The 6,397-nt window shown below is 29.0% G+C and carries 7 protein-coding genes; 5 read left to right on the plus strand and 2 right to left on the minus strand.

Translation table 11 applies throughout. From position 1 onward, the window contains the following. Positions 1 to 363: 363 nt before the first annotated feature. Together L866_RS08810 and L866_RS0107730 are read right to left on the minus strand one after the other, a co-directional pair. Entirely contained in the window at positions 364 to 645 is a 282-nt protein-coding gene (locus tag L866_RS08810) for a hypothetical protein (protein ID WP_025730758.1), read from the minus strand. Beyond that, positions 645 to 998: a hypothetical protein gene (locus tag L866_RS0107730; protein ID WP_169729079.1), complete on the minus strand. Its 354-nt coding sequence runs from the start codon at positions 996 to 998 to the stop codon at positions 645 to 647. Before L866_RS0107730 ends, L866_RS08810 begins: the two co-directional genes overlap by 1 nt. 1,180 nt (positions 999 to 2,178) lie before the next feature. Here L866_RS0107730 and L866_RS0107740 point away from each other — a divergent pair. From L866_RS0107740 to L866_RS0107760, 5 genes are all read left to right on the plus strand, one after another. Continuing rightward, positions 2,179 to 2,691: a GNAT family N-acetyltransferase gene (locus L866_RS0107740; RefSeq protein ID WP_025730761.1), complete on the plus strand. Its 513-nt coding sequence runs from the start codon at positions 2,179 to 2,181 to the stop codon at positions 2,689 to 2,691. A gap of 146 nt (positions 2,692 to 2,837) precedes the next feature. Further along, on the plus strand, positions 2,838 to 3,287 hold the full coding sequence (locus L866_RS0107745; protein ID WP_025730762.1) for a GNAT family N-acetyltransferase: 450 nt from the start codon (positions 2,838 to 2,840) through the stop codon (positions 3,285 to 3,287). A gap of 184 nt (positions 3,288 to 3,471) precedes the next feature. Then, on the plus strand, positions 3,472 to 4,503 hold the full coding sequence (locus L866_RS0107750; RefSeq protein ID WP_025730763.1) for a S66 family peptidase: 1,032 nt from the start codon (positions 3,472 to 3,474) through the stop codon (positions 4,501 to 4,503). A 184-nt stretch (positions 4,504 to 4,687) separates the two neighbouring features. Continuing rightward, positions 4,688 to 5,095 carry a GNAT family N-acetyltransferase gene (locus L866_RS0107755; RefSeq protein WP_025730764.1) on the plus strand — a complete coding sequence of 136 codons (408 nt, stop codon included), beginning with the start codon at positions 4,688 to 4,690 and terminating at the stop codon, positions 5,093 to 5,095. Between the two features lie 120 nt (positions 5,096 to 5,215). After that, positions 5,216 to 5,695 carry a cupin domain-containing protein gene (locus L866_RS0107760; RefSeq protein ID WP_025730766.1) on the plus strand — a complete coding sequence of 160 codons (480 nt, stop codon included), beginning with the start codon at positions 5,216 to 5,218 and terminating at the stop codon, positions 5,693 to 5,695. Positions 5,696 to 6,397 lie beyond the last annotated feature (702 nt).

Genomic DNA, 6,397 nt, shown 5'->3' on the forward strand with positions numbered 1-6,397 from the left:
GGCTTCCACAACACGGGCAACAATCAATCGGCTCGATTAATTGGCCAGATAATAGAAAAGATAAACGTCCTTTAATTGAACATTTTGTTAATTTTTGGTCATTAATTTTGATGTTTTTATCGTTTAATCCGAGTAAAGATGATATAATATGAGGCATAGAACAGCTCTCCTTTATTATGGTTTGGTCGCTTATAATATACAGGAGATCTGTTCTTTTTTGTACCCTAAAATAAAAAATAGAGTTGAGGTCTTCGGTCATCAACTCTATAAATTATAGAACCCTTAATCGTTACGGGCTTTTTGAGTTTCGTTAAAAGTAAACATTCTTTGCAAATATTATTTAAACAAACTGGATTTGTAAATTTAAATACTTTTATTTTTAAAGTAAAAATAGACTCGTTTTCCAACTCCTGAATTGTAATAATTCCAATAATAAGCTTTAGTTTCTATTGCTAATTTTGATTCTGCAACATAGTCTTTAGATAAATCATAACTAATATCTAATATCTGATTATTAGTGTTCATATTCAAATATTTATCTATGTTAACCTCATAAAATTTTAAGCATGAATAATTTTTCTTTAACAATCTATATAAATATTTGTTTTTATTTTCACCTTTTTTATATTCAAATTTTTTACCCATTAAAGTTTTTTTGTTGTAATTCGTTCATCTTCATTTATATTATCTAAGGTATCATTAAACATATAATTTATATTTTGCTGGACTTCTTTATTTATATCTTCACTTTGTCCAATCTGTAATGCAACGTATTCAGACTCTTCTTTACCTTCTTTTTTTCCTATTAATATCCAAACTCTACCAAGGTTTATCTTATATTTTTTATTTTTAATTATTGGATTTTTTTCAAAATATTCACTGATTTTATTCAGAACATTCTTTTTTTCGGTAGATTTATCTATTTCGCAGATAGGGTTGGAAAACGACTTAATATGTTCTTCTAAAGATAATTTGTTCCCCATAATTTTTTTCTCCACATCTTCTAATTTTCTTTGTGATAGGTCTATAATCATTTTCTATTATTTACATTATTCTTTCTTTTTATTTTTCTTTAAAAATATTGATTTTTTCGGATAAGATAGATTACAATCTTCAAATTCTTCATCTGAAATTTCCCCATTATAATGTTTTTTTCTCATTTCATTCCATTCTACTAAAAAGTCGTCAAAGTTAAGATTATGAGATAAAAGGACGGTTGTTTTACCTTACCCTGCAAGTGGTCTGAATTTCATTTCTTTTTTATAGACAAAAATAATGTGCATTATTTCAAAAATAGAATTAGACTCATGATTAATTAAAGCAGAGATATCTCATTTAAGGGCGTATGCTATCTTTCTTAGTTGTTCTATATTTGGAAATTTATTTCTTAATTATAGTTACGAATTGCTGCATCAGTTAGTCCAGACATGATAGCAAGGTCTGTATGCGTTATTTTTATAAACAGATAAATTGATTTTTAATCTTTAACAGAATTTTTAAATATAGATATTTAAAAAACATGTTACATACATAATATCATATTTTGTAACTTAACTTAATGGAATCATTCTGCATATAATTTAACAATGTAATAAATGACAATGATGAGTATAAAAAAATAATATTGAAAGAACGAAAATAAGCAATTATAACAAAACTTTAAATTTTATAAGTATATTTCAATTAGAAAAATTCAAAATCACAAAAAACTCTAAAGAAATTGAAAATAAAATAATATTGCACTTAAGAATGTAAAAGTAGATAAGGTTAAAAAATATAAAGAATATGATTCAAGAACGACTGAGTCTGATTTTAATTATTTTTCATATAATAATATGTATATTAAAAGAGGACATTGTAGATAATCATGTAAAATAAAATTCTCATAATACAGCCAAAGAAAATAGGGAAAATTGATAAGTAAATGCAGGTTGCTCAAGACAAGCTTTAAAATGAAATGTATAAATTATTGTTAATAAAAAAATGAATATGATGTGATGATATCCAAAATAATAAAGGGCGACTCTTATTTGGGACTAGTGATTTGTTTGATATAATAACCTTTAGTAACAAAAAATGAAAATTATTTCAATTTTTGGTTAACAAATAGAGATGATGGTGACTAGATTTTGAAAAAACAGAGAGCATTGATAAAAGAATATATAAGGAGAGAAAGTGATGATTGAAACTGAAAGGTTAGTTCTTAGGAAATTAAAAGAAAGTGATTTAGATTATATATATGCTTGGGATTCAGATGAAGAGGTCACAAGATTTGTAACTTTTCCTGTTCATAAGAGCAAAAAAGATACAGAAAAAATTTTAGACTTTTGGTTAAGTAAATATAAAGCCCCCGATACGATCAGATTTGCTATTGAAATTAAAGAAAGTTCTGAAGTAATGGGAATGATTGATGTAATTGGCATTACATCTGAAGGGTACCCTGAAATAGGATATGCTTCAGCAAAAAAATATTGGGGAAAAGGCTATATGACAGAGGCCTGTAAGGCCATGGTTAATCACATGTTTGAAATTGGATATAGGAAAATACTAATTAAAGCAATGATTGAAAATATAGGGTCTAATAAAGTCATAGAAAAAACAGGATTTTCTTTTATAAAAAAAGAGAAAGTATATCTAGAAAAGTCAGACAAAAATGTGACTTTAAATGTCTATGAAATAAATAAAGCTTAAACATTACAGTAGAAACTATGATAGCGAAAAATAGTGATGATAGAAAGACAGATTTTAGTTCTCTACCAGTTAAATAAATTATGTGCGGTAGATATTAAATTATAATTTATACTTATTTAAGTTTAAACATTTAAGTAGGTGATGAAATGATTTTAAAAATTAGAAGAATGACGAAAAATGATTTAACTCCTCTGCATCAATTACTTTCAGACGAAAAGGTCATGAAATATATAGAACCACCTTTCACATTCCAGCAAACGGAATCATTTTTAATGAATATGGGAATGGGGGATATTCCTTTAATATATTCTGTTGATGATGAGAACGAAAAGTTTATAGGTTATGTCATTTATCATGATTATGATCATGAAAGTATGGAAATCGGTTGGTTGTTAAAAAGAAGCGAATGGGGAAAGGGCTATGCGACCCAATTGACACAACAATTAATAGAAAAAGTCAGCAATGCAGGGAAAAATATCATCTTAGAATTTGATAAGAGACAAACTGCCAGCAAGAGTATTGCCTTGAAATTTGGTTTTGAGTACCAAGGAAATAGAGAGGGGCTTGAAGTGTATTTGTTGAAACCTAAACTTTAATTATGATGAGCGTGTAAATTTTTACCAATAGATTAATCTTAAGTGCTTCGTGTTATCCTTTAGAATAGCGGAAGATAGTAACGATTATACAAATGTTTTAAAGCCACTTTAAAACAGATATTCTGTTAGAGCAGTTATTACGACAATGAATATTCTCAACAATACATCAACATAAGGAGAAGTTATGAGCATTCAAAAAATTGGCATTGTAAGTTTATCAAACGGAATCATGGGTGAGTCGTTTATTCAACATGAATTGAAAATTGGTTTGGAGCGATTAAAACAATATGGTATTGAAGTGGAGTTTTTACCTCATGCCCTGAAAGGTATAGAATTTATAAAAAAACATCCTGAATGTAGAGCGAAAGATTTATTGACAGCCTTTATGGATGATTCAATCGATATGATTTTGTGTGCGGTTGGAGGCGAGGACACTTATCGATTGTTACCCTATTTATTCGAAAATAACGAGTTAGAAAAGGTAGCAACACAGAAAATATTTTTAGGGTTCTCGGATACGACAATAAATCATTTGATGTTACATAAAGTAGGGATTAAGACTTTTTATGGGCAAGCATTTTTGCCAGATGTATGTGAGCTTGCCAAAGAAATGATGCCATATACTAAGCAATATTTTGAAGAATTAATTCATACAGGCAAAATTCATGAGATACGACCAAGCGATTTCTGGTATCAGGAACGAGAAGATTTCAGTGAAAGTGCTGTTGGAATTGAGATGACCAGCTATCCAAATAAAGGCTTTGAATTATTAAAAGGACAACCGGCATTTGAAGGAAAGATTTTGGGTGGTTGTTTAGAGTCAATTTATTATATTTTTGATAACTCAAGATTTGAAGACACGGTTTCTTTATGTGCAAAATATAGTCTTTTCCCTCAATTAGAAGATTGGAAAGGGAAAATTTTACTTTTAGAAACGAGTGAAGAAAAGCCTACGCCTGAATTATTTAGGAAGATGATTCGAGCATTAAAAGAATACGGCCTATTTGATGTTCTGTCAGGGGTTTTAGTAGGAAAACCTCAAAATGAAATGTACTATGATGAGTATAAAGAAATTTTGTTAGAAGAACTTTCCGATAAAGAATTATCTGTTGTTTATAATGTGAATGTTGGACATGCAACGCCGAGATGCATTATTCCTTTTGGTGTTGAAGCAGAAGTCAATGTAGAGAAACAAGTAATCCAGTTTAAGTATTAAAATAAGTTTTTATAGTTAGTATTTCACTGAAAGTAAGCATTAATGATTCGATTTCGTTTTATCACGATGATAGATGATTATTCTATACAGTAACTAGTAAAGGAGTAAGAAGAGTGAATAAGCGATTAAAATTCATCTTTCAATAATAATAATTATTTATTTTTGAGTTGTGAGGAGAGTTAAAATGAAAAATATCATAATTAAAGAGCAACTAATGCCGGATTTGAATCGTATCCTTAAGTTATATGATGATGTTTCTTGGAGTGCATACACGTCTAATCCAAAACAATTGGAAGATGCTTTAAAAAATTCTTTAAAAATTTGGACGGCTTGGGATGATGATTTGTTAGTCGGATTAGCACGAGTTGTTGGTGATGGCTGTACAATTATTTATATTCAAGATATTTTAGTTTTGGAATCTTATCAAGGAAATGGGCTAGGTAGTCAATTTTTAAAAATGATCCTTGAAGAGTATCAAAATGTTCGACAAATCATCTTGCTAACTGAAAATAGCGATAAAACAATCAAATTTTATGAGAAAAATGGACTCACACAGGTTGGTCAATATAACTGTGTAGCTTTTATGAAATAAGACGATGTACTAAGTAGCATGTCAACTTATAAAACTAAAATAGACTGTTTTCAATGACTTATTCTATAAATTAACTAATCATTTTTATATTAAACAAAAAACCAGTGTGAGGGGATTATTATGGGGCAATCAGCGGAAGAATGGATCAACACTTTAAACATGAAAGCTCATCCGGAAGGTGGCTATTTTTGTGAAGTTGAAAAATCGCAGGATAAGATAAAAGGAAAGGGAAAAGAACGGGCTCTTTTCACCAGTATATATTTTCTGTTGAAAAAAGAAAACCCATCGCATTTTCATCGATTAACAGCGGATGAGATATGGTACTATCATGATGGCCAACCATTAACTGTTCATATGATCTCACCAGATGGCGTTTATACACAAGTTATTTTAGGTTTACATGTTACGAATGGCCAAGTTTTACAATATCGTGTGCCTAAAGGGACCATATTCGGATCAACCGTCGACAAGGGTTTTTCGCTGGTATCCTGTATGGTATCACCGGGATTTGAATATGAAGATTTTGAGTTATTTAGTTACAGTGACTTGATCGAGCAATACCCAGAGCATGAAGAAATCATCAAAGTATTAAGTAAATAATAAAATAAAAGTTAAACGCATAATTTTATATCATGGGTGAATGAAAAATTAGTGCGCTTAGTTAAATTGAATGATTGAGAAGGTGAAGTAACAGAAGGATTACTTCACCTTCTTTTTTATAAATTAAAAGATAGAGTAAATAAGGGAATAGTTGATTCTTATACATGATAAATTGTTAGAACGCAACATGTTACGATTATTGATTTGATACATACAAGAGCATGGTGAATAAAATTCTATTTTTAAAATATGAATGCTTACAATAATTATAAGTGTTTTGATTATGTACTTTGATGATGGTGTTTGCTCCTTCAATTGAAGGATTAGTTAAGGTGTTTTGATTATGAGGATATAGCGTTTAAATGTTATTAAGACCGCTTTAAGCACTTTGGAATAATCAAATTCAGTCCATAATTCATGTCATATTTAAATCGATTATTTCGAAGGAAATAAACACGAGAATTTCTATATAATTTTTATTTTGAGTACAATTTTATGTATTTTATCTAATAATCATTTGATTAAAGTATAAATATTAATATCTAACTATTTTAATTAGTAAGTTTGAGTCAAGTCCATAATCTTGTGTAAAATACTATACAATGTTCTATACTCTCTTACTGGTTAAACTTGATATACTTTCTTGTAGAACTGAGCCATTCGTCATGTGTGTCCATCAGGACAGCGCCAATTAACCGATTG

The sequence above is a fragment of the Atopobacter phocae ATCC BAA-285 genome, assembly GCF_000526675.1.
Classification (GTDB): domain Bacteria; phylum Bacillota; class Bacilli; order Lactobacillales; family Aerococcaceae; genus Atopobacter; species Atopobacter phocae.